The sequence below is a fragment of the Citrobacter sp. SX206 genome (assembly GCF_024181025.1).
GTDB classification, from domain to species: domain Bacteria; phylum Pseudomonadota; class Gammaproteobacteria; order Enterobacterales; family Enterobacteriaceae; genus Citrobacter; species Citrobacter youngae.
Map to the genome: position 1 here is coordinate 552,902 of NZ_CP049738.1, position 26,241 is coordinate 579,142.

Genomic DNA, 26,241 nt, shown 5'->3' on the forward strand with positions numbered 1-26,241 from the left:
GACACAATGAAACAACACGAATCGGCGGATAATTCTCAAGGCCAACTCTTTATTGTACCTACTCCTATAGGAAATTTGGCTGATATTACCCAACGAGCGCTCGAAGTTTTACAAGCCGTTGATTTGATTGCCGCTGAAGACACCCGTCATACAGGATTGTTGTTACAACATTTCGCGATAAACGCCCGTTTGTTTGCGTTGCACGATCACAATGAGCAACAAAAAGCGGAAACGCTGGTGGCGAAACTCAAAGAAGGGCAAAACATTGCGCTGGTTTCCGATGCCGGAACGCCGCTGATTAACGATCCTGGCTACCATCTGGTGCGCACCTGTCGCGAAGCGGGGATCCGCGTTGTTCCCCTGCCTGGTCCTTGTGCGGCGATTGCTGCCCTGAGCGCTGCTGGTCTGCCTTCAGACCGTTTCTGCTACGAAGGCTTCCTGCCTGCGAAATCCAAAGGCCGCCGTGATGCGATGAAAGCCATTGAAGCTGAACCGCGTACGCTTATTTTTTATGAATCTACCCATCGCTTGCTGGATAGCCTGGAAGACATGGTTGCCGTTTGGGGCGAATCCCGTTACGTGGTACTGGCGCGCGAGCTGACCAAAACCTGGGAAACCATTCACGGCGCACCGGTTGGCGAGCTGCTGGCGTGGGTCAAGGAAGATGAAAATCGTCGCAAAGGCGAAATGGTGCTGATTGTTGAAGGGCATAAAGCGCAAGAAGACGATCTGCCTGCCGATGCGCTGCGGACCCTGGCGCTGCTGCAAGCCGAACTGCCGCTGAAAAAGGCCGCCGCGCTGGCTGCTGAAATCCACGGCGTGAAAAAGAATGCGCTGTACAAACACGCGCTGGAACAGCAGGGAGAGTAAGAGAGGCTGGATTAATCGCCAGCTTGTCGGAAGAACGCGCTGAAAGCGTTGCAGCAAAAAGGAAAGTTGCAACGCGTTGGTGCGAAGAAAAGCGGGATGTGGCGGGTAAAAAACTAAACGATCAGTAACTCAACGCCTGTTTTAGCCAGCGCTGATTTGTCCTGCTTGCTGATGCTATCGTCGGTTATCACGCAATTAATCTTCTCCATCGGCAATACCTGATTAAAGCCACGGCGATTGAACTTTGTCGCGTCCAGCACCGCGATGACCTTATGTGCGGCAGCTGCCATGACGCTGCTAATGGAGTAGCCTTCGTTAAATGTCGTAATGCCATTTGTGGCATCAATCCCATCGGCACCCACAAACATCAGGTCAGCGCTGATCCCTTGTAGGGAACGTTCAGCGATAGTGCCATGCATTGAATGCGTTTTATGGCGCACGGTTCCACCGCAGACGACCAGCGTAATGTCTTTGTTTTCCGACAACGTGAATGCGGCGGGTAGGCTATTGGTAATAACGGTGATATTACTTTTTCGGTTTAACGCCTCCGCGATAAGCAAGGTGGTGCTTCCGCTATCGAGAATGACGGTCATGCCTTCTTCGACCATTGCGGTCGCGGCCTGGGCGATCCTTTTTTTCGGATCGCTGGCAAGTTGATACCGCTCTTCCAATATCACTTCCTGATTGTCGCCTTCAGCCAGGTGGCTTCCTGGTTTTGCCGCTCCGCCGTGAAAACGGGTGACAAGACCTTTCTCCTCTAATAACCGCAGGTCGGCGCGAATAGTCACTTCAGAAATACCAAAGGTATTCGAAAGGTCCATTACCAGCACGCTGCCTTGCGTATTAATCAGGTCGACAATTTTGTTCCTTCTCTCAAATGAGTTCATATTGATTTACCTGATAATTTAACTATCACTAGTTTAATCGAAGGATTGCGAAAGGTGAACGCTAAATTTCGAAAGGAAATGTGAGCCAGCGCAGGTTGCTGGCTCGTGAGGTCAGGCAAATTTGAGCAGAATTTTTCCCTGCATCGGTGCGCCATTGAGTGATGTTACCGCTTTGGCAAAACTGTCAGCATCGCCGCTATGGGCAATTAACGGCTCCAGCTGTAAACGTTTTTCGGTCAGCAAGCGTGCAGCGGTTTCCCACTCCTCTCCTGGCCATGGGCTGGAGTAGTTCATCCAACTGCCGAGAATCGTTAATTCCTTACGCAGTATTTGGCCAAATACACTGGAAGTCAGCGTCAGGTCCTGATGCAATGTACCCACTAACGCTACCTGTGCGCGAGGGCCTGCAATTTCTACAGACAGGGCTACGGTTTGTGGTGTTCCTGCTGTCTCCAGTACAAGCTGATCGAACTGCATATCGGCCAGTGCAGAATAGATTTCCGCCGCGGCCATCTCCCGGCTATTGAATACGTGAGTGGCTCCCAACTCTTTCGCTAACGTCAATTTTTGTGGGTTGATATCAATTGCCGTGATGCTTTTGGCGCCGAGTTCGCGGGCGCATTGCAGTGCCAGTAAACCGATAGTACCCGCGCCCACAATAATCACGTTTTTACCTTCACAACCCTGCGCCAAATGAAACGCATGCAGGCCGACGGTGATGGGTTCAATGAACGCGCCATCTTCAATCGGCATATCTGAAGGCAGGCGGAAAAGATTAGCGCGTTTCACCACCACATATTCTGCGTTGCCGCCTTCGCTACGTGAACCGACAAACTGATACTGCTTACACAACGAAAAGTAACCACGCTCACACTGAGGACAGTGGAAGCAGGGGAGCAGCGGCACGCAGGCAACGGCGTCGCCTGGTTGCATATCAGTAACGCCAGTGCCGTAGGATTCAACATAACCGCTAAATTCATGACCCAGCGTTATTGGGTAATAATGCGCACCATGAGAGAAAATACGCGGGATATCAGAACCGCAAAGTCCTGAACTAACCACCCTGACCAATACATCGTTATCGGCTTGCAGTTGGGGCATGGGACGTTCTTCAACGCGTACGTCTCCCTCAGCGTGAATAACCACTGATTTCATAAGAGTCTCCAGAAATGTGAAGGGGAGCAAATGCTCCCCAGAAATTAAGATGTGGGCTGGCTTTCTGAGATAGCGGCTGCTTTTTCGGCGGCGACGAAATTACGTGCCCGGTGCCAGGTCAATAGCACACCTGCGAAGTAAATGATGGCAATAACTGCAAACGCCACGACGTTTTGCCAGGTAAAGAGCTGAATCAGTAACCAGGTGATCGGCGAGCCCCCCTGGTCCAGAGAGGCGACCATTCCACCTGCTTTCAGTGCCCCGGCGTTGGCGGCAAGCTGAGTGTGTAAGCCGATGGTCTGGGTGGCGATCCACAAGGTGATGCCCATGATGATGACGCCAGAGATCAGCGTGCGGAACAAGTTCCCCTGATGAACGGCTACCGCCATGGCAACAAAGAAACCAATGGTCGCGAGATCGCCGAAGGGCAGTACCTGATTACCTGGGACCAGCACGGCAATCAGGATGGTCAGCGGGATAAAGATCAGACTGGCAGAAACTACCGACGTATGACCGAGAAGCAGCGCAGGGTCCAGACCAATTAAGAACTCCTGACCGCCAAATTTTGCCTGCAGGCGTTTGCGGGCATGCTTCGCGATAGGTGTTAAGCCATCCATAATCGGTTTAATCACGCGTGGCATCAGCAGCATCACGGCAGCCGTTTTCACGGCCAGTTGCAGGACGCCTTTCACGTCATATCCTGCCAGCATACCGATAACCAGACCCATAACGAAGCCGACGGTAACCGGCTCGCCAAAAGGTCCGAAGCGTTTCTGTACATCGTCTGCACTGAAGTGAATACGATTCAGACCCGGGATTTTTTCAATGATCGTATCAACCAGGACCGCTATTGGCCCCAGATAGGCTGATGAGCCGTGTGGGATGGCAATACCTTCGAGACCGAAAAAGTCGCGCGTGTCTTTCGCAAACCAGTCGCCAAGTTTGTAGACAAATGCGGCGTGAACAACCACGCCGAGAATGCCCAGCCAGTATGAACCGGTTGCCAGATGCAACATGGCGCCGGTAAACGTCATATGCCAGATATTCCAGATGTCGACGTTCACCACGCGGGTCATGCGGGTAACCAGCATCAGGATATTCACACCAATGGCGACAGGAATCGCAATTAGCGCAATTTGCGAAGCCCAGGTCATTGGTGATGAACCCGGCCAACCAACATCAATGACATGCAGGTTGATTTGAAACTGCTCCGCCATTGCTTTTGCGGCAGGCCCGATAGAATCCAGCATCAGGCCAATAACCAGACCAATGCCGACGAAGCCGATCCCAATATGCAGACCAGATTTAAAACAATCCCCGAGCTTCATCCCCAATAGTTTTGAGAAGATGATGATCACGAGCGGCAGCATAACCGTTGGACCTAAATCGAGGATATAACGCATTATTTCGCTAAACATGGCGTTACCCCACGAGGATAGTCAGTATTTTTTGCTGCAACGCTTCGATACCTACGCCTGAAACAAAAGGCATGCCGTGGACCACAGGGATATCGCCAAAAGTACGGTCAACACGGGCGGTGGTACAGATAAGATCTGCTCCATCCATATAGGTTTCGATTTCCGTTACCCGGCACTGAACCAGGTCGAGTTGGATATTGTTGGCTTCACACAATTCTTTAATTTCTTCTGCTGCCATTGTTGAAGTTGCTACAGCACCGCCACAAGCCACAATTACTTTACGTTTCATAGGGTATTCCTTTTATTATCAGTTTTTTATCAAGCCTGGGCGCAAGGCTCAGACTCAAGGATTTTTTCCCGAAAGAGCATTGCCAGTTCAGCATCTGGCGCATTCAATAATGCTTCAATGGTGTTCGGGTTTTGCAGCTCACTAAACAGACGACGCAGGAGCTTCAGCTGCGCCGTCGGGTTTTCAACGATTAAGGCAATAATTAAAGAGACCGCTATCTCTTCATCATCATCTGCCTGCTGAAAGTTGACAGGCGTCTCTGGGCGAATCAGATAGATAGCTGGCGATTTCGCATGAACGGCTTCACAGTGCGGGATCGCAACGGCATGATGTTCCAGCGCGATTCCAGTTGGAAAGGTTGCTTCACGCTCAATCAGGGCCTGCGGGTAGCTTTCATGCACGACCCCTTTGGCCAGCATCTCTTCCCCAATGTGCACCAGCGCATGCTGACTCGAGCTAAAGTTAATTCCGGTTCGGACAAAGAGTTGGCTCATATATTCTCCAGATTTCAGGCGATAACTGGCGCGCAGCCAAAGCGATAGGCACGCAGAACGTCCTGGATTTTGTCGATAATCAGATTATGTGGTGTAGCCGTGAGCGTTCCTTCTGACAGGCGCTCAAACTGCACGGGCATAAACTGGCTAATTAGCCCCAGCGGTAATGCCACACCGTTCAGGTTGGCAATTAACTTTTCTACGCTTTGACGAATGCGCGGATGAGGCCAGTAGTAGCGAATACGGTCAGACAAGCTGAAGTGAATATCGACCATCGCCTGGCTCCAGGTTGGACGATAGTATTTTTTCCAGTAGTCCGGCTCATTCAGCATGACTTCATCAATCACCTCCAGCACCCGGCTCCGTTGTTCCGGAGAGATCAGCTCATTTTCCATTTGTGCCAGCGCAAAAATAGCTTCGCGAAGGGCGAAAGTCAGCGCGGGACCGACTTTCAGAATCGCATAGTGGTCACGTACCAGGTCACGATAGGCCTGACGGGTTTGATAATCTGTGGAGTGCGCCTCGTAGACCATCGGCGTCTCTTTGATCCAGGCGGAAAGCGCTTGTGCGGCTTGTGGTTGATAGTGAATGATCTGTGTGTGATCAAACTCTACGCCTGGCTGGACGACAATGGCGATCACACGGGTTAATGCTTCTTCAAGCCCTAATGCGCGAAAAGCGACCTGGTGTGTTTCCAGAGTACGGGCAGCATCTTCTTCGCGGGTAACATGTACGGTACCAATAGTACTGGCTTCTCCGCCAGGTACAGGAACTTCTGTCCCTATAACGTAAGTTAATTGGCGTTTCTGTTCTTCAGTGGCTGTTGCTTCTGCGGCCTGGCATAACACAGCGGCGCGCTCGGCGACAACCATTGGATCCAGCGGTGTGGGATCGTCAGCACAGGACATAGAGGCATCAAGATGGATTTTACTGAATCCAGCGGCGACATAAGCTTTAATTAAATCTACGGATTTCGCCATTGCCTCTGCTGCCGGTTCATTTTGCCAGCAGTTAGGACCGAGGTGATCGCCCCCGAGAATCAGTCTTTCACGAGGGAAACCGACTTGTTCTGCAATGTTATACACAAAGTCACGGAAATCGGCAGGCTTCATCCCGGTATAGCCGCCAAACTGATTTACCTGATTAGATGTCGCTTCGATCAGCACTTTACTGTCTGTATTGAGATCAAAACGTAATGCGGATTCAATCACCAGCGGATGGGCTGAACAAACAGAACAAATGCCCAAATGTTCACCCGCTTTATGACGAGAGATTATTTCTTTCACTTCTATCTCCGATATCTTTTGTTTATCTTCATAATATTTTTGGATTGAAGGCAAAGGGTAAAAGCATCTTTCGTGATCCAGCTTTAAAAACAAACCTTTGTCAGCACCCGTGCAATTCAAATTAATGAAGGACTTACAGCTTTCCTTCGCAGCCGCAGTCGGCAATGACTTTACGTACCACCTCTTTCATCGCTGTTTTTGCTGGCACCATGTAGTGCCGTGGATCGTTCGCATCGATGTGGGCGCTCAGGTAGTTTTTGAGTGCGTCAGCAAAGGCGATTTTGAGTTCGGTAGCGACGTTGACTTTGCAGATCCCGAGAGTGATTGCGCGTTTAATATCCTGAGGGGGCAGGCCGGAAGCGCCATGTAAAACTAAAGGAATATCAACGCATTGACGAATTTCTGCTAACCGTTCAAAGTCCAGTTTTGGTTCTGCGGTGTACAAGCCATGGGCAGTGCCAATGGCGACTGCCAGTGAGTCGATACCTGTTTTTTCTACGAACTCTCGAGCCTGCTCAGGGTGGGTATAAAGTGCATCCTTGCCATCCACGATCAGATCATCTTCTTGCCCGCCCAGGCGTCCCAGTTCTGCTTCAACGCTGACGTCATAGCGGTGGCAGTAATCCGTCACGCGTTTGACTAACGCGATGTTATCGGTAAACGGTAAATGGGAGCCGTCGATCATGACAGAGCGAATCCCTGCGGAGACTTTCGCTTCAATATCGCTGACGCTTTCATGGTGATCGAGATGAATTGCCAGGGGGTGGTTCCAGCTTCTGGCCAGCTCGCTGGCGATAGCGACTATATTACCTACACCAGCGTAGCTAAAAGTACCTGGCGTTCCGGCGACGATCAACGGAGAACGTAGCTCGGCAGCCGTTTCCACGACAACCTGTAAGGTCTCGAGATTGTGGATGTTAAACGCGGGGACGGCGTAGCCTTCTTGTTGAGCCTTCTTCAGCATCGTTTTGCTTGAAATGATAAACATACTTCCTCCGAAGTCTTTCGATTTCTTTCTTCGAAATAAAGTATAGGGTTTCGTAATGTTTTTTTGTGATTTCGATCTGAAAAATGAAAGTTTCGAAAGTAATGGGAGGGTTGCGAAAGTTTATGCCAAAAAAAAGAGCATGCCCGTAGACATGCTCCTGAAGAAAAAACAGTGAAAAATCAGGTTACCGGTGCCGGGTTAAATACCGCCAGCTGGTTATGTAATCCCCACTGATCTGAGAAGGTTTTCTTACGACCGCTGGCCACGTCGAGAATGAACTTGAATAGCTTTAACCCTACTTCTTCGATGGTTTCTTCTCCGGTCGCGATGGTGCCTGCGTTGATGTCCATCAGGTCAAACCAACGATTAGCCAGTTCAGTTCGCGTCGCCATTTTTATCACCGGCACGGCCATCAGACCGTACGGCGTACCGCGACCGGTGGTGAACACCTGCACGGTAATGCCGGAAGCAACCTGCTGCGTACCACAGACAAAATCGCTTGCCGGGGTGGCGGCATAAATCAGGCCGCGCCTGGTTGGACGCTGACCCGGCGACAATACTTCGACAATCGCGCTCTTGCCTGACTTGGCAATAGAACCCAGCGCTTTTTCCACCACGTTTGCCAGACCGCCTTTCTTGTTACCCGGAGAGGGGTTAGCGCTGCGGTCAGTTTTTCCCATATCGAGATAGTTGTCGTACCAGGCCATCTCTTCGAGCAGACGCTTGCCCACCTCTTCGTTAACTGCCCGTGGGGTCAGAAGATGGATCGCATCGCGGACTTCGGTCACTTCCGAGAACATCACGGTCGCACCGCAGCGAACTAGCAGGTCGGAGGCATAACCTACCGCCGGGTTGGCCGTTACGCCAGAAAACGCATCGCTGCCGCCGCATTGCATGCCGACAACCAGTTCTGATGCCGGACAGGTTTCGCGCTGGCGCTGATTGAGCTTTGCCAGGTGGCGCTCAGCGACCTGCAAAATGTCTTCTACCATGGATTTAAAGCCAACGTGTTTTTCATCCTGCAGGCTGACGATACTGGCGCTGTCTACCGGAATACTTTTCACATCGTGAGTACCTTCCAGCAGGCGCTCAGGCTGGAGTTTTTCGCAGCCAAGGCCGATGACCATTACTTCACCGCCGAAGTTCGGGTTCAACGCAATATTATGGATTGTACGAATCGGCACGATGGCGGCTGGGGCATTGATCGCCACGCCGCAGCCGTACAAGTGATTGAGCCCCACCACGCCGTCGACGTTCGGATATTTGGGCAGCAGATCGCGCTCAATGATTTTCACTACATAGTCCACCACGCCCGCCACACAGTGCACGCTGGTGGAGATGCCGAGCAGATTCTTGGTGCCGACGCTGCCGTCAGCATTGCGGTACCCTTCGAAGGTATACCCCTCCAGCGGCGGCAGCGGTTCCGGGACTTTGGTTGCCAGCGGTAATGTTTCCAGCGGCGGGGCTTTTGGTAGTTCAACCATCGATTCATCGATCCAACTACCGCGGGGGATATTGCGAACGGCATAGCCTATCACTTCGCCATAACGCACGATTTCGCCGTGAACAGGAATGTCCACGAGCGCCACTTTATGACCCTGGGGAATATGTTCAATTAGCTCCAGTCCATCCGGAAAACGTGTCCCGGCTTTCAGACCATTGTCATTGACAATAATCGCCACATTATCTGTGTCGTGAACTTTAATATAAAACGCCGTTGGCGATTCTTGTCTAATTTCGATGTCGGCCATTGTCCAGTATTCTCCAGCCAGGTGGTGATAATAATTGTATGGGTGTTGTTATATTGCAGCTAATTAAAAGCAATAAAAACTTGGTATTGTGAAATAAGAATGTCAGGAGATTAAATCTGAGAATGTGACCATGATCACTTAAACTCAGGTACATCATGCTGCCAGAGGTGGCAATACGTAAATGTGTGCATTAGCGCCCATGCTTATGTGCATTTGCCCAGGATAATATTCTAACGCATTTTCTTTAGTGAGCATTTGCACAATGATTAACCTTGTCGTGCTGATTATACTAAATCACGGTTTCATAGCACCTGATAAATTATTGCGTATTTTTATTGGTGGTAATTAATTCTTAAAAATGCCTGCCGAATAATAAAAGACATGTACCCGAGGTAACCTGAGGTAAATAGTATGATACTGGATACGGTGGTAGAGAAAAAGAAAGGTACGCACACTCGTTATTTAATATTGCTGATAATCTTTATTGTTACCGCCGTTAACTACGCGGACCGTGCGACGTTGTCTATTGCCGGTACGGAAGTGGCGAAAGAGTTGCAGCTCAGCGCCATCTCAATGGGTTACATTTTCTCCGCCTTCGGCTGGGCTTATCTGTTGATGCAAATCCCCGGCGGCTGGCTGCTCGATAAGTTCGGCTCGAAGAAAGTCTACACTTACAGCCTGTTTTTCTGGTCGCTGTTTACCTTCCTGCAGGGATTCGTGGATATGTTTCCGCTGGCCTGGGCGGGTATTTCAATGTTCATCATGCGTTTCATGCTGGGCTTCTCGGAAGCGCCGTCCTTCCCGGCGAACGCCCGTATTGTGGCGGCCTGGTTCCCGACGAAAGAGCGCGGTACGGCATCCGCAATTTTTAACTCCGCACAATATTTCTCTCTGGCGCTGTTTTCGCCGCTGCTGGGCTGGCTGACCTTCGCCTGGGGTTGGGAGCACGTCTTTACCGTGATGGGCGTTATCGGTTTTGTGCTCACCGGCCTGTGGGTAAAGTTTATTCATAACCCAACCGATCACCCGCGTATGTCGCAGGAAGAGCTGAAGTTTATCTCTGACAACGGCGCGGTTGTGGATATGGATCACAAGAAGCCGGGCGCTGCGGCATCTGGCGGTCCTAAGCTGCATTATATCAAGCAGTTGCTGACTAATCGCATGATGCTTGGGGTGTTCTTCGGACAGTATTTTATCAATACCATCACCTGGTTCTTTCTGACCTGGTTCCCGATCTACCTGGTGCAAGAAAAAGGCATGTCGATTCTGAAAGTGGGTCTGGTGGCGTCGATTCCTGCGCTGTGCGGATTTGCCGGTGGCGTGCTCGGCGGTGTGTTCTCTGATTATCTGATTAAACGCGGCTTCAGCATCACCCTGGCACGTAAGCTGCCGATTGTGCTCGGAATGTTGCTCGCGTCGACCATTATTCTGTGTAACTACACCGATAACACTACCCTGGTCGTCGCGCTGATGGCGCTGGCGTTTTTCGGCAAAGGCTTCGGCGCGCTGGGTTGGCCGGTGATCTCCGATACCGCACCGAAAGAAATCGTCGGTCTGTGCGGGGGGGTATTTAACGTATTTGGCAACGTCGCTTCCATCGTCACCCCGCTGGTGATTGGTTATCTGGTGAGCGAGCTGCTCTCATTTAATGCTGCGCTGATGTTTGTAGGATGCTCGGCGCTGATGGCGATGGTTTGCTACCTGTTTATTGTCGGTGACATTAAACGTATGGAATTGCAGAAATAAACAAAGGTATAGGCGATGAATAACACGATTTTTCCGAATAAGTTTAAAGCGGCCCTCGCGGCGCAACAGATTCAGATTGGCTGCTGGTCTGCATTAGCCAACCCAATCAGTACCGAGGTTTTAGGCCTGGCAGGTTTTGACTGGCTGGTGCTGGATGGCGAACACGCGCCGAACGATATCTCGACGTTTATCCCGCAATTGATGGCGCTGAAAGGTAGCGCCAGCGCGCCAGTCGTGCGCGTACCGACCAACGAGCCGGTGATTATCAAGCGCCTGCTGGATATTGGGTTTTACAACTTCCTGATCCCGTTCGTTGAGACACAAGAAGAGGCGGTGAACGCCGTGGCATCGACCCGCTATCCGCCGGAAGGTATTCGCGGCGTGTCCGTCTCCCATCGCGCCAATATGTTTGGCACCGTACCGGACTACTTTGCGCAGTCGAATAAGAACATCACCATCATCGTGCAGATCGAAAGTCAGCAGGGCGTTGATAACGTTGACGCTATCGCGGCGACCGAAGGCGTAGACGGTGTCTTCGTCGGCCCAAGCGATCTGGCTGCGGCGCTAGGCCACCTCGGCAATGCGTCGCATCCTGATGTGCAGAAAGCTATCCAGCACATTTTTGCCCGCGCGAAAGCACATGGCAAACCAAGCGGCATTCTGGCCCCGGTAGAGGCGGATGCGCGTCGTTATCTGGAGTGGGGCGCGACCTTTGTTGCTGTTGGCAGCGACCTTGGCGTGTTCCGTTCAGCCACGCAGAAACTGGCTGATTCTTTTAAGAAATAACCACCATCGACAGTAGAGAGATAAAGACATGACAATGAAAGTTGGTTTTATTGGCCTCGGTATCATGGGTAAACCAATGAGTAAAAACCTCCTCAAGGCAGGTTACTCGTTGGTGGTTGCTGACCGTAACCCGGAATCCATTGCACAAGTCATTGCCGCTGGTGCAGAAACCGCCGCCACGGCGAAAGATATTGCTGAACAGTGCGACGTGATCATCACCATGCTGCCGAACTCTCCGCATGTTAAGGAAGTGGCGCTGGGTGAAGGCGGAATTATTGAAGGGGCGAAACCGGGCACAGTGCTTATCGACATGAGCTCCATTGCACCGTTGGCCAGCCGTGAAATCAGCGAGGCGCTGAAAGCGAAAGGCGTGGATATGCTGGATGCGCCGGTCAGCGGCGGCGAGCCAAAAGCGATTGATGGCACGTTGTCGGTGATGGTTGGCGGTGATAAAGCGATTTTCGACAAGTACTACGATCTGCTGAAAGCGATGGCAGGCTCCGTGGTGCATACCGGTGACATTGGCGCGGGTAACGTCACTAAGCTGGCGAACCAGGTGATTGTGGCGCTGAACATTGCCGCGATGTCTGAAGCGCTGACGCTGGCGACCAAAGCGGGTGTGAACCCGGATCTGGTGTATCAGGCGATCCGTGGCGGATTGGCGGGAAGCACCGTACTGGACGCGAAAGCGCCGATGGTCATGGACCGCAACTTTAAGCCGGGTTTCCGTATTGACCTGCATATCAAAGATCTGGCCAATGCGCTGGACACTTCTCATGGGGTTGGCGCGCAGTTGCCGCTGACTGCAGCAGTCATGGAGATGATGCAGGCGCTGCGTGCAGATGGGATGGGCACCGCCGATCACAGCGCGCTCGCATGCTACTACGAAAAACTGGCGAAAGTGGAAGTCACACGCTAACAAGAAGGGCGCGGATGTGCGCCCTGTATTTCTTGCCTTGCGCGGCACAGTCAGGCTACATAACTATGAAAATCGTAATTGCCCCAGACTCTTATAAAGAAAGTCTATCTGCCACTGAGGTCGCTCAGGCAATAGAAAAAGGATTTCGGGAAATATTTCCCGATGCGCAATATGTTTCAGTTCCGGTGGCCGACGGCGGCGAAGGAACGGTCGAAGCCATGATTGCCGCCACGCAAGGGAGTGAATATTCCGCGTGGGTGACGGGGCCGCTGGGTGAAAAAGTGAATGCCTGCTGGGGCATGTCCGGTGACGGTAAAACCGCGTTTATCGAAATGGCTGCAGCCAGCGGCCTGGCGTTGGTTCCTCCTGAAAAACGCAATCCATTAGTGACAACGTCTTGTGGTACCGGAGAGTTGATTTTGCAGGCGCTGGAAAGCGGTGCGAAAAGTATCATTATCGGCATTGGCGGTAGCGCGACCAATGACGGCGGCGCGGGTATGGTGCAGGCACTGGGAGCAAAACTCTGTGATGCCAACGGTACTGAAATCGGTTACGGCGGCGGTAGCCTGATTTGCCTCAATACCATCGATGTTTCGGGGCTGGATCCGCGCTTAAAAACCTGTTCAATCCGTGTTGCCTGTGATGTGACGAATCCTCTGACGGGCGATACTGGCGCATCCCGCATCTTTGGGCCTCAGAAAGGGGCGACTGAGGAGCACATTGTCGAGCTGGACCGCAATCTTTCCCACTATGCCGATATCATTAAAAAATCGCTCAGGGTGGATGTGAAAGACGTACCTGGCGCGGGAGCGGCTGGTGGTATGGGGGCCGCGTTAATGGCTTTTTTAGGCGCGGAGCTGCGCAGTGGTATCGAGATTGTGACTCAGGCGCTCAATCTGGAAGAACATATTCACGATTGTACGCTGGTGGTCACCGGTGAGGGACGTATCGACAGCCAGAGTGTACATGGCAAAGTGCCGGTGGGCGTGGCGAGCGTCGCGAAGAAGTACCATAAACCAGTAATTGGTATTGCCGGTAGCCTGACACGCGATGTGGACGTGGTACACCAATATGGCATTGATGCGGTGTTTAGCGTATTAACCCGGATCGGCACGCTGGAGGACGCTTTCCGCGGGGCATCGGATAATATTTACCGCGCTTCAAGGAATATCGCTGCCACGCTGGCGATCGGAATGCGTAGTGCGGGGTGACAAAGGCGCACGAACCCTCTATACTGCGCGCCGAAGCTGACCAGACAGTCGCCGCTTCGTCGTCGTCCTCTTCGGGGGAGACGGGCGGAGGGGAGGAAAGTCCGGGCTCCATAGGGCAGGGTGCCAGGTAACGCCTGGGGGGGAAACCCACGACCAGTGCAACAGAGAGCAAACCGCCGATGGCCCACGCAAGTGGGATCAGGTAAGGGTGAAAGGGTGCGGTAAGAGCGCACCGCGCGGCTGGTAACAGTCCGTGGCACGGTAAACTCCACCCGGAGCAAGGCCAAATAGGGGTTCACAAGGTACGGCCCGTACTGAACCCGGGTAGGCTGCTTGAGCCAGTGAGCGATTGCTGGCCTAGATGAATGACTGTCCACGACAGAACCCGGCTTATCGGTCAGCTTCACTCTTTATAGAACCCCGCTTCGGCGGGGTTTTTGCTTTGTGAGACAGAATAGATGAATGACTGTCCACGACGCTATGCTCAAAAGAACGCGGCTTATCGGATAGCTTCACTCTTTATAGAATCCCGCTCCGGCGGGGTTTTTGCTTTGTGTGGCGTAGCCCACAGGAAGTCATCATTCTGTCCGTTGTAACATAAATTATGTTCTCTCCTTTGAATTGCCATCTTCTACTTTATTCATATCAGAAATACCCGTTTTTGGCGTGATAAACAGGGTGTCTTTAAATTACTCATGATCTTTAACATTAAAGCAATACCATCAACAAAAAATTACATTATTAATAAATGATCGTCGTGATTTTTTTCTGATTATTTTAGTGTCGCCTTTTCTTTATTCAGGTCGAATAAAAGGGGACAGAGTCAATTACTAATAAAATGGTTAAAAAGTGAGCGGAAAAACCGCTCAAAAAAAATTGATTCATTATTATTTTTGATTGTTGTCACAATAATGGACATTTCTATTCATAACAATGACCCACGAATTCAGTACGAATTTCCACTTATTGCAAAATTTTAAATTAATAGGAAACCATTATGGGAACAGTAAGCTCAGGCTCTGCTCATAAAATGGGAGTCATTGCCCTAACGTTAGTGACTGCATCAAATATGATGGGGTCTGGCGTATTTATGTTGCCAACTAATCTCGCAGGCATAGGCTCCATCTCAATATGGGGATGGGTATTTACCATCATCGGTGTTATTGCACTTGCATTAGTTTTCGCTAAAACCAGTTTAATTACACCTCGTACCGGCGGTATCGTTGCTTATGCCAGTGATGCCTTCGGCCCATTCATTGGGTTTCAGACAACAATGTGCTATTGGATCAGCGCATGGGTAGGTAACGTTGCATTATTGGTCGCAGGTGTCGGCTATCTCAGTTTCTTTTTCCCGGAGCTTAAAAATCCAACTTACGGTTGTATTGCCGCAATTATTATTCTGTGGGCATTTGTTTTCCTTGCTAGTTTTGGTGCCAAAGTTGCGGGGCGGGCACAATCCTTTACCGCAACCTGTGGGTTAATCGTAATATTAGGCGTAGGATTTATTGGGTGGTTCTGGTTTAACCCGTCGCTCTATACTGAAGTTTATAATGGAACGGGACATAGTGATTCCTCGGCAATTATTTCTGCTGCGTCGATTGCGCTATGGGGCTTCCTTGGTATTGAATCTGCAGTCGTTTCTACCGGTCAGGTCGAAGATCCAGAACGCACGGTTCCTCGGGCTACCGTTATGGGGTTATTAATCGCTTCCGTATGCTATGTTGGTAGCTGCACCGTTATTATGGGGTTGGTACCACATAATGTTCTGGTAGATTCAGCCGCACCTTTTGCTGATGCCGCACGCTATATGTTCGGTAATACGGCAGGGAACATTGCTTCCGCACTGAGCATCATTGCCTGCTTTGGCTCAATTTCAGGTTGGTTGATACTTCAGTCAGAAGGCCCGCGCGCAGGTGCTCAACAAGGACTTTTCCCGAAATTCTTTGAAGAAACCAACAAGCAAGATGTCCCGATGAAAAGCCTCGTTTTTACCGGTGTATTAATGAGTATTGTCTTGCTTCTGACGGCATCTCCGAATCTGGCGAAACAATTCCAGGCTGTAATCTTAATGTCGGTATTTGCTTCTCTTCTGCCATATATGTACGCCCTGATTTCGCTTCCAATTATCCTTGTTTCAAAGAAAGCCAATCGTGGAAGATCGTTTATGTTTTACTGCACGTTGGTTGTTATTGGCATGATTTACTGCATTTTTGCTTTGCTTGGTTCTGGCAGCGACTCCATATTCTGGGGCATCTTGATGATGATGGTAACCATTCCATTGTTCTCATTTGTTGCTGCCGGGCGTAGTAAGAAAGGTCAGGATATTCTTTATTTAGATAAACGTATCTAAACGTATCCAACTGTATTGGTTTTATCCACGGGAGTTTAAAATGACATTATCTATTGTCGATCAGAATAAGCTAGATGCTTTTTGGTCATATTGCGTAAAAAATCAGTATTTTAATATAGGTTATCCGGAGTCAGCCGACTTCGATTACACGATACTGGAACGGTTTATGCGTTTCTCCATAAATAATTGTGGTGACTGGGGGGAGTATTGCAATTATTTGCTGAACTCGTTTGATTTTGAAAAAGAAGTAATGGAGTATTTCGCCAGTATTTTCAAAATCCCATTTGAAGAAAGCTGGGGTTACGTTACCAATGGGGGAACTGAAGGCAATATGTTTGGCTGCTATCTGGGGCGTGAACTGTTTCCAGAAGGTACGCTTTATTACTCGAAAGATACTCATTATTCCGTTGCGAAAATTGTTAAGTTGTTGCGCATTAAATCAAGTCTGGTGGAATCACAGCCGAATGGTGAGATGGACTATGATGATTTGATTCGTAAAATTCAACGCGATAACGAAGAACATCCGATTATTTTTGCAAATATCGGCACAACCGTTCGTGGCGCTATTGATAATATTGCTGAGATCCAACAACGGATTGGTCAACTGGGTATCAAACGTGACGATTATTATCTACACGCTGATGCTGCGTTGAGCGGTATGATTTTGCCGTTTGTGAACGATCCGCAGCCTTTTAACTTCGCTGATGGTATTGATTCTATTGGCGTTTCAGGTCACAAAATGATTGGTTCGCCTATTCCCTGCGGCATCGTGGTAGCGAAAAGGAAAAACGTTGACCGGATTTCTGTCGAAATTGATTACATCTCTGCACACGATAAAACCATTTCTGGTTCTCGTAACGGCCATACACCGCTAATGATGTGGGAAGCTATTCGCAGCCATTCCTGGAGCGACTGGCAACGCCGCATTGAACATAGCCTGAATATGGCGCAGTACGCAGTCGATCGCTTACAGGCTGCTGGTATTGATGCCTGGCGCAATAAAAACTCTATTACCGTGGTTTTCCCTTGTCCGTCAGAAGCCGTCTGGAAGAAGCACTGTCTGGCCACCTCCGGTGACATCGCTCACCTGATTACCACTGCGCACCACCTTGACTCCAGCAAGATTGATGAGCTGATTGACGATGTGATTGCTGACCTGAACCAGCAGGCCGCATGAAGAAAGGGCAGTGATAATCATCACTGCCCTCAGGGGCGGCGCAACCGATGCCGAGACCAATCATTATCGGTTGCGTCTATCAGGCTCTGTTCTTACAGAGCCTTCAACGAGATTAACGCTTTACCGATGGGTTGTAACGACAAACTTTGGCCCTGGACATGCGCGGGAGGAGTCCCGTTCATCTCACTATGATCTATTAAATGAGGACTGGCATGGATAAATGTTGCGCGAAGACAAACCAAATGGGTCTGCTTGCGCTGACCATGATGACAGCATCAAATATGATGGGTAGCGGTGTGTTTATGCTGCCTGCCACGCTTGCGAGAATAGGTTCAATCTCTGTCTGGGGATGGGGACTCGCGTTTTTAGCGATTGCTGCCCTGGCACTCATTTTCTGCAAAATGAGTGAGTTATTTCCGCGCAATGGCGGCATCATAGCCAGTATTACTGCCAGCTTTGGCCCCTTTATCGGCCTACAAATGACATTGTTCTATTGGTTGTCAACGTGGATTGGCAACTGCGCGCTGCTGTTAGCCGGCGTGGGATATCTCTCTTTCTTCTTCCCGGTATTACACAACCCACTTTATGGTACGACAGCATGCATAGTGCTGCTTTGGTGCTCTGTTCTTTGGGGACTACGTGGAGCGAAACGGGTTGGCTATATGCAAATGTTCACGGGCAGCTGCATGGTGCTGGTGATCCTCAGCATCGGCGTCATGGGCTGGGGACATTTTGACGTTGCGCGTTATCAGGCAGCCTGGAATCTTAGTGGCGTCAGTGATCATCAGGCAATCATTAACGCGGCAACTATCTCATTATGGGGTTTTCTGGGCATTGAATCTGCATCTGTCTCGTTTAGCCAAGTGAAAAACCCACGCCGCACAATACCTCTGGCCACCTTGTTAGGGCTGGGGCTCGCTGGGTTATGTTATGCCAGTTCAACCAATGTCATGATGGGGCTACTCCCCCATGATGTGCTGATGAACTCCTCCTCTCCTTTTGCCGACAGCGCAAAAGCAATGTGGGGAAGTACGGTTGGGGCGATTATTTCAGCCATGGTCGTTATCGCTTGCCTCGGGGCGATGCCTGGTTGGCAAATCCTGCAAACTGAAGTGCCCAGGGCTGCGGCGGAAGATAATTTACTCCCTGCTTTTTTTGCCCGTACTAACCGCCATGGTGTTCCCTGGTGTGGGTTGATTTTTACTGCAGCGCTGATGACTGCGCTCCTGCTATTCACATTGTCGCCAAATCTGCAGAACCAGTTCCAGAGCGTGATTACATTGGCCATCTCTGCCAGCTTACTCCCCTATGCATTTGCTGCAGTATCACTGCCGGTCATGATAGTTGTTCATCGCCGGGGAGGTGATGCCAGTTTCTGGAGTTATTGCTGCCTCAGCCTGGTTGCGTTGAGCTTTATTGCACTGGCGCTAATGACAGAGAGTGCCTCTACCGTGGTATGGGGCATTATTTTACAGATGATCACCATCCCTCTTTACCTTCTTTATGTTGCCCGGCGCCATCGTCTGAACAAGGGTGTCCCGCAGCACAATTTGACTGAACAATCTTTTTCTTTATTAAGCAAGGAGTTGTCATGAGCAAAATTCAGGCTATACGAGGTATGCGCGATGTGCTGCCTGACGAAACACCAATGTGGCAGTGGCTGGAGCGTAAATTACATCAAATGGCGTTTCGTTATGGATACCAGGAAATGCGTCTGCCGCTCCTGGAGCCCGTTGCGCTCTTTGAACGTGCGGTGGGTGAAGCGACCGATATCGTCTCAAAAGAAATGTACGATTTTACCGATAAAAGCGGTGAGCATATTACCTTGCGTCCGGAAGGGACCAGCGGATGTATGCGTGCGGTCCTGGAAAATAACATGTGTTACAACAAGTCACAGCGTTTGTGGTATCAGGGACCGATGTTTCGTTACGAGCGTCCGCAAAAAGGGCGGTTACGCCAGTTCACGCAGTTTGGCGTCGAAGCCTTCGGAATGTCCGGTGCCGATGTTGATGCTGAACTGATCTTTATGGTGCGCGATCTATTTGAAGATTTAGGCATATCACAGAACGTCCGGCTGGAAATTAACTCATTAGGGACGCCGGAAGAACGCCAGGCACATCGCAGGGAACTGGTGAGTTGGTTTACTCAACATAGAGACTTGTTGGACGAAGACAGCATCAAGCGTCTGGACGTAAACCCTCTGCGTATCCTCGATAGTAAAAACCCTGAAATGCAAGAAATGATAGAGAACGCACCTCGTTTACTGGATTTTCTGGAGGATGATTCACAGCGGCATTTCAATACGTTGCGGACTCTGCTCGACAATGCCAATATAACCTATCACATTAATCCACGCTTGGTGCGCGGGTTGGATTACTATTCACGCACTGTTTTTGAATGGATTACCGATGACTTAGGTTCTCAGGGGACAGTCTGCGGTGGTGGTCGTTATGATGGTCTGGCTGAGTTATTTAATGGTAAGAAATTGCCCGCCTGTGGGTTTGCCATAGGTATCGAGCGATTGTTGCTTCTGCTGCAGACTGTTTATGACGGTCTGAATCCTCAGTGGCAATTCCATCCTGACGTTGTGATTACCAGCGAGCTGGAGGATGGGGGCATACAGGTGCAAGTGCTGGCTTGCGCGCTTCGTCGAGACTTGCCTGGTTTACGTGTCCTCACTGATTGTAGCGGTACCAAACTTAAACGACAGCATCAAAATGCCCTTAAGAGCGGTTGTCGTTTTATTCTGACCATTAATGCTGATCAACAAATTCGTCTTTGGGATTTACAAAATAACCAGCAAAATTTACTAGCGATTCAAGATATTGCATTACGACTTGATGAGCTTAACCAGAAATAAGTGAACTGGGCTATCAAAAGGTCATCTTGTTGTCTTTTGGTAGCTCCTGTAAGATTCTCTAGAAATCCTAATATATTAACAGACGTGGCTTATGCACTAATAAAAAACACTATTTAGCCAACTTAAATATTATTTAAACATTATTCCTATGCCACGAAAAAACCGATTATTTATCGATGGAATTCCTCACCTCGTGCAATTGTGCGGGCATAATGATGAAACTATTTTTAAAGGTGAAGAAGATTACCAGTATTTTTATCAATGCGTCGATACTGCAATGAGTATCTATGCGGTAAGATTACATGCGTATTCACTTTCATCAAAGAAAATATTTTTATTTCTGTCCGCTCCTGATAAAGAATGCCTCGGGCGTTTTATGCAATATATCGCCAAAGGTTACACCCACTACTTCAACCACCGTCACCAACGCCATGGCACGCTTTGGGATAGTCGATACAATTGCTGCCCCGTCGAACCCAACGCCTATTTCTTACTGACAAAAAAATACGTTGAATGCCATTGCGTGGATGAAACTCCGCATCATAGTTTTGCTGATTCCCCCGAAGTGCGGATCACTCCCCATGAAGAGTACCTGCGCCTCGGAGAAAATGCGGCGCAGCGTTCCGGTGCCTACCAGCGCTTTTGCCTGGGGATGATTGTTCCGGCAGTCATTACGCGTATTGAGTCATCACTGGCGCAAAACTGCCTACTGGCAACGACACCTTACTCTCAGTCGCTGGAAGAAAAATATCAGCGGAATCTGCGGCCGCGAAAAAGTGGTCGTCCACGTAAGCATTACCAGAACCCCGCCGCGGACTGGGAGTGGCTGGAAAAAAAAGCGGAGTATTTATTGCAGCAGTATTGCTACAAGGAGATCCGCATGCCGCTTCTTGAAAGGCTGGAAGAAAACGCTACGAGGTCTTTTTCCGGTGAAAGTGATGAGCTAATGCTTAATCATCAGGCGTTATTTCGCGGTGATGGAACGATGGGCTGTCTACGGCTTTTATCGCAATATCAGAATTTACAAATTGGCACACGATTATGGTATCTGGGGGCAATGTTCCGCCGTCAGAACCAGCAGAACATCAGCCAATTTCATCAATTGGGCGTGGAAGCGTTTGGCTATCCAGATATTGGCATTGAGATTGAACTCATTTCCTTACAGTACGATTTTTTCAAATCGCTACAACTGTTGCCGTTTGTCGAACTCAAAATCAATACATTAGGCAATGTCGAAGAGTTCACTCAATTTCGCCGTCACTTGCAGCAATACTATCAGTCGCTGGCATCACTGCTTAATGCCAGACAGTTAGCTTGCCTGGAGCAACATCCTGAGCGCTTACTGAGTGATAAAGATAATTTGATGCTGCGGCTGGCAGAAAAGGCACCGCAACTTGAAGCATGCCTGTCATTACAATCCCGTCAGCGTTTTACGCACCTTTGCGACTCACTGACTGCACTGAATATCCCTTTTACCCACGATAAAAATCTCTTCCCCGTAAATGACTATAACGACCAGCTTTTTGAATGGTATGCGGATTCGTTGCATCACAATAAATTACTGTGTCGGGGCGGGCGTTACGACAATAGCGCCAGTCGGCTAATTGGGCATCCTGTCTCTGCATGCGGCTTCGCTTTCATGCTGGAACCGATTATGCAGTTGCTTACCGCTACGAAAAAAAGCAGCGATTATGCTAAGCATGTCGATGTTGTCATCATACCCAGCCAGGAACGGGCACGGGATCAGGCAATACTACTTGGCCGCCGGCTCAGGCGTAATTTCCCGCATTTGAGCATTGTCAATGACTGCTCCACGCTACGCTTATCGACCCGGCAGAAGAACGCGCAACGCCAGGGAGCACGTTTTATTTTGCTTATAGACGGCAGCGACAATGAGGTCACTTTTTGTGATGAAGAAAACCATTGCTGGGTGCAAATCCCCCTTCATGAAGTGACAGCGCATTTAAGTATGGCGTTAATGATGTAACCCGGTGGCTCGCAATGAGAAGTGGCCTTCCCTTTATTGAAGGGGATAACGTTCTTTATCTGGTAAAAGGTACTGGTGGATATTTCCCGTTTTGTGACAACCAACACAAAACGCTGTGCGATACGTTTCTCTCGAGAATAAATGAACGCAATCGATCGCCATCACAAAATTACTCGCTGATAAATCGCACAAAATCAGTGTTAATACAATGTTGCATATGATAATTTTATGTGTGATTTGGTTTAAATATTAATAAATGCAATGTTTCTTTACAAACAAATAAGGCGAAAAAATGTGATGCATGGCGTTATTTATTCATGGTTACAATTAAAATATAATTAAATTTGATAAGTTGCTTATTAAATTTAAGCATCATTTTGCCGGATAATTGCTCTGTAATTGATTGAAATATAGCCTTTCACGATTTTTGGAAATAGCGGGAAAAACAGGTGTGTTATTGCCATAAAATTCCGTTATCCCCCCATCTTTTTTTGATTAAAGTCAGGTTAAAGTGAGATCGTGTTTTTGTAATTTGTTGATTATAAAGAGTTTTATTGTTTAATAATAATCTTACAAAATGTAAGTGAAGGGGATTTGTGAGTGGTCGCACATATCCTCGATTGCTTAATTTGGTACACTTCCTGCCGTCAACAAAGTAATTAACGCAGGTCGATATGAATACTATTACTCTCCCTAAAACACAGCATTTAGTGGTCTTTCAGGAAGTCATTAGAAGTGGTTCTATCGGCTCGGCTGCAAAAGAATTAGGTTTAACTCAACCCGCTGTCAGCAAAATCATTAACGATGTTGAGGCTTATTTTGGCATTGAGTTAGTCGTACGTAAAAATACCGGTGTGACACTGACCCAGGCAGGTCAGGTGATGCTTTCATGGTCTGAATCCATTACCCGCGAAATGAAAAACATGGTTGATGAGATGAACAGCATGACCAGCAACGCGGTCGTTGATGTGTCGTTTGGCTTCCCTTCACTGATCGCCTTTACCATCATGTCCGGCATGATAAAAAAATTTAAAGAGGTGTTCCCGAAAGCGCAGGTTTCCATGTATGAGGCTCAGCTCTCCTCTTTCTTACCTGCGGTACGCGATGGGCGTCTGGATTTCGCCATTGGTACGCTAAGTGATGAGATGAAACTGCAGGACCTCCATGTTGAGCCGCTTTTTGAGTCAGAGTTTATTCTGGTGGCCAGTAAGTCCCGAACATGCACCGGCATCACCTCGCTGAGCGCGTTGAAAAACGAACAGTGGGTGTTGCCACAAACGAATATGGGTTACTACAGCGAACTTCTCACCACGTTACAAAATAATGGCATCAGCAGTGAAAACATCGTTAAAACAGACTCCGTTGTCACGATTTATAATCTTGTTCTCAATGCTGATTTCTTAACAGTAATTCCCTGTGATATGACCGCCCCATTTGGTTCAGACCAGTTTATTACTATCCCGGTAGAAGAAGCCTTACCGGTTGCACGTTATGCCGCCGTTTGGTCTAAAAATTATCGAATAAAAAAAGCAGCATCTATTTTGGTTGAATTAGCCAAAGAATATTCATCATATAATTCTTGTAGGCGAAAGCAATTAATTGAAATTGATTAAAGATTGAACTTGTTTTAATGAGAAATTAACGCCATCGGTCTATATCAGACGTTGGTCACGGCTATCTATTTACTTTAATACCCAGGTAAGAGGTTCTAATGCACATTACATACGATCTCCCAGTTGCAATTGAAGATATCCTCGAAGCGAAAAAAAGACTGGCGGGGAAAATTTATAAAACGGGAATGCCTCGCTCTAACTATTTTAGTGAACGTTGCAAAGGGGAAATTTTCCTCAAGTTTGAAAACATGCAGCGTACCGGTTCATTTAAAATCCGTGGCGCTTTTAACAAGCTCAGTTCCTTAACTGAAGCAGAAAGAATGAAGGGTGTGGTGGCTTGCTCTGCAGGTAACCATGCGCAGGGCGTTTCTCTCTCCTGCGCTATGCTCGGTATCGACGGCAAAGTGGTGATGCCAAAAGGCGCGCCGAAGTCTAAAGTGGCGGCAACCTGCGATTATTCCGCAGAAGTTGTGCTGCACGGCGACAACTTCAACGACACCATCGCGAAGGTCAGCGAGATTGTGGAAACGGAAGGCCGTATCTTTATTCCGCCATACGATGACCCGAAAGTTATTGCGGGCCAGGGAACGATTGGCCTGGAAATTTTAGAAGATCTGTACGATGTCGATAACGTGATTGTACCAATTGGCGGTGGCGGACTGATTGCGGGTATTGCCGTAGCAATTAAATCTATCAACCCAACAATTAGAATTATTGGTGTGCAGTCTGAAAACGTTCACGGCATGGCGGCATCTTTCCACGCTGGAGAAATAACCACGCACCGAACGACCGGCACCCTGGCGGATGGTTGTGACGTCTCTCGCCCGGGTACTTTAACGTATGAAATTGTTCGTGAGTTGGTGGATGACATTGTCCTGGTCAGCGAAGATGAAATTCGCAACAGCATGGTGGCATTAATTCAGCGAAATAAAGTTGTGACTGAAGGTGCCGGTGCGCTGGCATGCGCAGCATTATTAAGCGGGAAATTAGATAGCTATATCCAGAACAGAAAAACAGTCAGCATTATTTCTGGCGGTAATATCGACCTTTCTCGTGTATCTCAAATTACTGGTTTAGTTGACGCTTAATATACTTCGTTGAGGATAGGATATGAGTACTACTGATAGCATTGTATCCAGCCAGACAAAACAGTCGTCCTGGCGCAAATCGGACACCACCTGGACACTGGGTTTATTTGGTACAGCCATCGGCGCAGGGGTGCTGTTCTTCCCTATCCGCGCAGGTTTTGGCGGACTGATCCCCATTCTGATCATGCTGGTGTTAGCATACCCCATCGCCTTCTATTGCCACCGTGCGCTGGCACGCCTGTGTCTTTCCGGTTCTAATCCTTCCGGTAACATCACAGAAACGGTTGAAGAGCACTTTGGTAAAACGGGCGGCGTGGTTATCACGTTCCTCTACTTCTTTGCGATTTGTCCGCTGCTGTGGATTTATGGCGTCACCATTACCAACACCTTTATGACCTTCTGGGAAAACCAGCTGCAGATGCCCGCGTTAAACCGTGGCTTCGTGGCACTGTTCCTGCTGCTGTTGATGGCATTCGTCATCTGGTTCGGTAAAGATCTGATGGTTAAAGTGATGAGCTACCTGGTATGGCCGTTTATCGCCAGCCTGGTGCTAATCTCTCTGTCACTGATTCCTTACTGGAACTCTGCGGTTATCGATCAGGTTGATCTCAGCAATATCGCACTGACTGGCCATGACGGCATCCTGGTTACCGTATGGCTGGGTATTTCCATCATGGTGTTCTCTTTCAACTTCTCGCCAATCGTTTCTTCCTTCGTGGTCTCTAAACGCGAAGAGTATGAGAAAGATTTCGGTCGCGAATTTACCGAGCAGAAATGTTCCAAAATCATCTCCCGCGCCAGTATGCTGATGGTTGCCGTGGTTATGTTCTTCGCCTTTAGCTGCCTGTTTACGCTGTCTCCGGCAAATATGGCGGATGCGAAAGCACAGAACATTCCAGTACTGTCTTACCTGGCGAACCACTTCGCGTCACTGTCCGGTACGAAGTCCACCTTCGCGACCGTTCTGGAGTACGGTGCTTCTATCATCGCCCTGGTCGCTATCTTCAAATCTTTCTTCGGCCACTATCTGGGTACGCTGGAAGGTCTGAACGGTCTGGTGCTGAAGTTTGGTTACAAAGGCGATAAAACGAAAGTTTCCGTCGGCAAACTGAACACCATCAGCATGATCTTCATCATGGGCTCCACCTGGGTTGTGGCTTACGCCAACCCGAACATCCTGGACCTGATTGAAGCAATGGGCGCGCCGATTATCGCCTCACTGCTCTGCCTGCTGCCGATGTATGCCATCCGTAAAGCGCCGTCACTGGCGAAATACCGTGGCCGTCTGGATAACGTGTTTGTTACCGCGATTGGTCTGCTGACCATCCTGAACATTGTCTACAAACTGTTTTAATCCTTAAGCTCA

21 protein-coding genes and 1 other RNA gene are annotated in these 26,241 nt (G+C 49.1%); 14 read left to right on the plus strand and 8 right to left on the minus strand.

The features are described from left to right. The first annotated feature begins 6 nt into the window (after window positions 1-6). Entirely contained in the window at window positions 7-870 is an 864-nt protein-coding gene (gene rsmI, locus G8S19_RS02720) for a 16S rRNA (cytidine(1402)-2'-O)-methyltransferase (RefSeq protein ID WP_003024942.1), read from the plus strand. A 113-nt stretch (window positions 871-983) separates the two neighbouring features. Here rsmI and G8S19_RS02725 read toward each other — a convergent pair whose 3' ends face one another. The 8 genes from G8S19_RS02725 to garD form a co-directional block, all read right to left on the minus strand. Next, window positions 984-1,757 (minus strand): DeoR/GlpR family DNA-binding transcription regulator, encoded by a 774-nt coding sequence (locus G8S19_RS02725; RefSeq protein ID WP_048213375.1) that lies wholly within the window; start codon window positions 1,755-1,757, stop codon window positions 984-986. 111 nt (window positions 1,758-1,868) lie between these two features. Continuing rightward, window positions 1,869-2,912, minus strand: a complete 1,044-nt coding sequence (gatD, locus tag G8S19_RS02730) for a galactitol-1-phosphate 5-dehydrogenase (RefSeq protein ID WP_137364784.1) — start codon at window positions 2,910-2,912, stop codon at window positions 1,869-1,871. A gap of 44 nt (window positions 2,913-2,956) precedes the next feature. Next, a complete protein-coding gene (locus G8S19_RS02735) occupies window positions 2,957-4,330 on the minus strand; it encodes a galactitol-specific PTS transporter subunit IIC (protein ID WP_253686028.1) in 1,374 nt (457 codons plus the stop codon). Window positions 4,331-4,334: 4 nt separating this feature from the next. Further along, window positions 4,335-4,619: a PTS galactitol transporter subunit IIB gene (gatB, locus tag G8S19_RS02740; RefSeq protein WP_003828616.1), complete on the minus strand. Its 285-nt coding sequence runs from the start codon at window positions 4,617-4,619 to the stop codon at window positions 4,335-4,337. A gap of 29 nt (window positions 4,620-4,648) precedes the next feature. Further along, window positions 4,649-5,113, minus strand: coding sequence for a PTS galactitol transporter subunit IIA (gatA, locus tag G8S19_RS02745; protein ID WP_253686030.1), 465 nt, complete (start codon window positions 5,111-5,113; stop codon window positions 4,649-4,651). Between the two features lie 14 nt (window positions 5,114-5,127). Then, window positions 5,128-6,399 carry a tagatose-bisphosphate aldolase subunit GatZ gene (gatZ, locus tag G8S19_RS02750; RefSeq protein ID WP_061068671.1) on the minus strand — a complete coding sequence of 424 codons (1,272 nt, stop codon included), beginning with the start codon at window positions 6,397-6,399 and terminating at the stop codon, window positions 5,128-5,130. Between the two features lie 133 nt (window positions 6,400-6,532). After that, window positions 6,533-7,387 carry a tagatose bisphosphate family class II aldolase gene (locus G8S19_RS02755; RefSeq protein ID WP_061068670.1) on the minus strand — a complete coding sequence of 285 codons (855 nt, stop codon included), beginning with the start codon at window positions 7,385-7,387 and terminating at the stop codon, window positions 6,533-6,535. Between the two features lie 179 nt (window positions 7,388-7,566). Further along, a complete protein-coding gene (gene garD / locus G8S19_RS02760; protein WP_253686032.1) occupies window positions 7,567-9,138 on the minus strand; it encodes a galactarate dehydratase in 1,572 nt (523 codons plus the stop codon). A gap of 411 nt (window positions 9,139-9,549) precedes the next feature. Between garD and garP the strand changes: the two genes are divergently transcribed. The 13 genes from garP (at window position 9,550) to tdcC (ending at window position 26,229) form a co-directional block, all read left to right on the plus strand. After that, window positions 9,550-10,884 (plus strand): galactarate/glucarate/glycerate transporter GarP, encoded by a 1,335-nt coding sequence (garP, locus tag G8S19_RS02765; RefSeq protein WP_253686034.1) that lies wholly within the window; start codon window positions 9,550-9,552, stop codon window positions 10,882-10,884. Window positions 10,885-10,899: 15 nt separating this feature from the next. Next, complete coding sequence (gene garL / locus G8S19_RS02770) at window positions 10,900-11,670, plus strand: 2-dehydro-3-deoxyglucarate aldolase (protein WP_048213367.1); 771 nt, start codon at window positions 10,900-10,902, stop codon at window positions 11,668-11,670. Between the two features lie 28 nt (window positions 11,671-11,698). Continuing rightward, window positions 11,699-12,589, plus strand: a complete 891-nt coding sequence (gene garR, locus G8S19_RS02775; RefSeq protein WP_115642797.1) for a 2-hydroxy-3-oxopropionate reductase — start codon at window positions 11,699-11,701, stop codon at window positions 12,587-12,589. Between the two features lie 65 nt (window positions 12,590-12,654). Then, window positions 12,655-13,800, plus strand: coding sequence for a glycerate 2-kinase (garK, locus tag G8S19_RS02780; RefSeq protein ID WP_253686036.1), 1,146 nt, complete (start codon window positions 12,655-12,657; stop codon window positions 13,798-13,800). A 32-nt stretch (window positions 13,801-13,832) separates the two neighbouring features. Next, window positions 13,833-14,209, plus strand: an RNA gene (gene rnpB, locus G8S19_RS02785) — RNase P RNA component class A. Between the two features lie 588 nt (window positions 14,210-14,797). Next, window positions 14,798-16,150: a histidine-histamine antiporter gene (gene hdcC, locus G8S19_RS02790; protein ID WP_048213364.1), complete on the plus strand. Its 1,353-nt coding sequence runs from the start codon at window positions 14,798-14,800 to the stop codon at window positions 16,148-16,150. A gap of 40 nt (window positions 16,151-16,190) precedes the next feature. Beyond that, window positions 16,191-17,327, plus strand: a complete 1,137-nt coding sequence (locus G8S19_RS02795) for a histidine decarboxylase (protein WP_048213363.1) — start codon at window positions 16,191-16,193, stop codon at window positions 17,325-17,327. Between the two features lie 212 nt (window positions 17,328-17,539). After that, window positions 17,540-18,922, plus strand: a complete 1,383-nt coding sequence (locus tag G8S19_RS02800) for an amino acid permease (protein ID WP_048213362.1) — start codon at window positions 17,540-17,542, stop codon at window positions 18,920-18,922. Then, on the plus strand, window positions 18,919-20,187 hold the full coding sequence (gene hisS / locus G8S19_RS02805; protein WP_253686038.1) for a histidine--tRNA ligase: 1,269 nt from the start codon (window positions 18,919-18,921) through the stop codon (window positions 20,185-20,187). Before G8S19_RS02800 ends, hisS begins: the two co-directional genes overlap by 4 nt. Before the next feature lie 148 nt (window positions 20,188-20,335). Beyond that, window positions 20,336-22,174: an ATP phosphoribosyltransferase regulatory subunit gene (locus tag G8S19_RS02810; protein WP_124021451.1), complete on the plus strand. Its 1,839-nt coding sequence runs from the start codon at window positions 20,336-20,338 to the stop codon at window positions 22,172-22,174. A gap of 674 nt (window positions 22,175-22,848) precedes the next feature. Next, window positions 22,849-23,787, plus strand: a complete 939-nt coding sequence (gene tdcA, locus G8S19_RS02815) for a transcriptional regulator TdcA (RefSeq protein WP_048213359.1) — start codon at window positions 22,849-22,851, stop codon at window positions 23,785-23,787. Window positions 23,788-23,885: 98 nt separating this feature from the next. Then, window positions 23,886-24,875: a bifunctional threonine ammonia-lyase/L-serine ammonia-lyase TdcB gene (tdcB, locus tag G8S19_RS02820; protein WP_048213358.1), complete on the plus strand. Its 990-nt coding sequence runs from the start codon at window positions 23,886-23,888 to the stop codon at window positions 24,873-24,875. A gap of 22 nt (window positions 24,876-24,897) precedes the next feature. Continuing rightward, on the plus strand, window positions 24,898-26,229 hold the full coding sequence (tdcC, locus tag G8S19_RS02825) for a threonine/serine transporter TdcC (protein WP_005131699.1): 1,332 nt from the start codon (window positions 24,898-24,900) through the stop codon (window positions 26,227-26,229). The last annotated feature ends 12 nt before the right edge of the window (window positions 26,230-26,241 follow it).

Excerpts from the sequence above, each read along its gene's own strand:
- rsmI (WP_003024942.1), top strand. The coding sequence starts at position 7 with ATGAAACAACACGAATCGGCGGATAATTCTCAAGGCCAACTCTTTATT.
- G8S19_RS02725 (WP_048213375.1), bottom strand. The coding sequence starts at position 1,757 with ATGAACTCATTTGAGAGAAGGAACAAAATTGTCGACCTGATTAATACG.
- G8S19_RS02795 (WP_048213363.1), top strand. The coding sequence starts at position 16,191 with ATGACATTATCTATTGTCGATCAGAATAAGCTAGATGCTTTTTGGTCA.
- tdcB (WP_048213358.1), top strand. The coding sequence starts at position 23,886 with ATGCACATTACATACGATCTCCCAGTTGCAATTGAAGATATCCTCGAA.
- hdcC (WP_048213364.1), top strand. The coding sequence starts at position 14,798 with ATGGGAACAGTAAGCTCAGGCTCTGCTCATAAAATGGGAGTCATTGCC.
- tdcA (WP_048213359.1), top strand. The coding sequence starts at position 22,849 with ATGAATACTATTACTCTCCCTAAAACACAGCATTTAGTGGTCTTTCAG.
- tdcC (WP_005131699.1), top strand. The coding sequence starts at position 24,898 with ATGAGTACTACTGATAGCATTGTATCCAGCCAGACAAAACAGTCGTCC.
- garK (WP_253686036.1), top strand. The coding sequence starts at position 12,655 with ATGAAAATCGTAATTGCCCCAGACTCTTATAAAGAAAGTCTATCTGCC.
- G8S19_RS02755 (WP_061068670.1), bottom strand. The coding sequence starts at position 7,387 with ATGTTTATCATTTCAAGCAAAACGATGCTGAAGAAGGCTCAACAAGAA.
- gatD (WP_137364784.1), bottom strand. The coding sequence starts at position 2,912 with ATGAAATCAGTGGTTATTCACGCTGAGGGAGACGTACGCGTTGAAGAA.
- G8S19_RS02800 (WP_048213362.1), top strand. The coding sequence starts at position 17,540 with ATGGATAAATGTTGCGCGAAGACAAACCAAATGGGTCTGCTTGCGCTG.
- G8S19_RS02810 (WP_124021451.1), top strand. The coding sequence starts at position 20,336 with ATGCCACGAAAAAACCGATTATTTATCGATGGAATTCCTCACCTCGTG.
- hisS (WP_253686038.1), top strand. The coding sequence starts at position 18,919 with ATGAGCAAAATTCAGGCTATACGAGGTATGCGCGATGTGCTGCCTGAC.
- garD (WP_253686032.1), bottom strand. The coding sequence starts at position 9,138 with ATGGCCGACATCGAAATTAGACAAGAATCGCCAACGGCGTTTTATATT.
- garL (WP_048213367.1), top strand. The coding sequence starts at position 10,900 with ATGAATAACACGATTTTTCCGAATAAGTTTAAAGCGGCCCTCGCGGCG.
- G8S19_RS02735 (WP_253686028.1), bottom strand. The coding sequence starts at position 4,330 with ATGTTTAGCGAAATAATGCGTTATATCCTCGATTTAGGTCCAACGGTT.
- gatB (WP_003828616.1), bottom strand. The coding sequence starts at position 4,619 with ATGAAACGTAAAGTAATTGTGGCTTGTGGCGGTGCTGTAGCAACTTCA.
- garP (WP_253686034.1), top strand. The coding sequence starts at position 9,550 with ATGATACTGGATACGGTGGTAGAGAAAAAGAAAGGTACGCACACTCGT.
- garR (WP_115642797.1), top strand. The coding sequence starts at position 11,699 with ATGACAATGAAAGTTGGTTTTATTGGCCTCGGTATCATGGGTAAACCA.
- gatA (WP_253686030.1), bottom strand. The coding sequence starts at position 5,113 with ATGAGCCAACTCTTTGTCCGAACCGGAATTAACTTTAGCTCGAGTCAG.